This is a genomic window from Mycobacterium sp. VKM Ac-1816D (genome assembly GCF_000416385.1).
In the GTDB taxonomy this organism is placed as follows: Bacteria; Actinomycetota; Actinomycetes; order Mycobacteriales; family Mycobacteriaceae; genus Mycobacterium; species Mycobacterium neoaurum_A.
In genome coordinates this window covers 1-342 of record NZ_AOHQ01000073.1, presented here as the reverse complement: position 1 = coordinate 342, position 342 = coordinate 1, and the positions used below count along the sequence as shown (strand labels likewise).

The 342-nt window shown below is 68.4% G+C and carries 1 protein-coding gene; it reads right to left on the bottom strand.

The features are described from left to right. Window positions 1-342: DUF222 domain-containing protein (locus tag G154_RS00090; RefSeq protein ID WP_036478502.1), on the bottom strand; the 342-nt coding region annotated here is incomplete at both ends.

Here is a 342-nt window from a genome sequence, read left to right as displayed (position 1 = left end):
CCAGTAGTCGACCGCCCGGATCAACGCGTTCTCCGACAATGCGCCGTACTGGTGGGCGGTGCCGGTGATCCCGGCGTCGATCAACGCCAACGCGTCGTCGTCGGTGACGAGTTGGGTGCGCCAGGTGATCGCGGCGATCACCTTCGCCGAGATAGCCCCGCGGGCGAACGCCTCGGCGGTGCGGGGTAGCCGGTCACGCAGGGCCATCGCGATGCGTATCTGGGCGCTGGCGGCCCGGGGTCCGAGGGTGCAGGCGGCACTGATCTCGGCTTTGGCCAGTGCCCATCCGTCGATCAGCTTCAACGCCGACGATTCGTCTTCGTCCTCGCAGTGCCGTGCGGT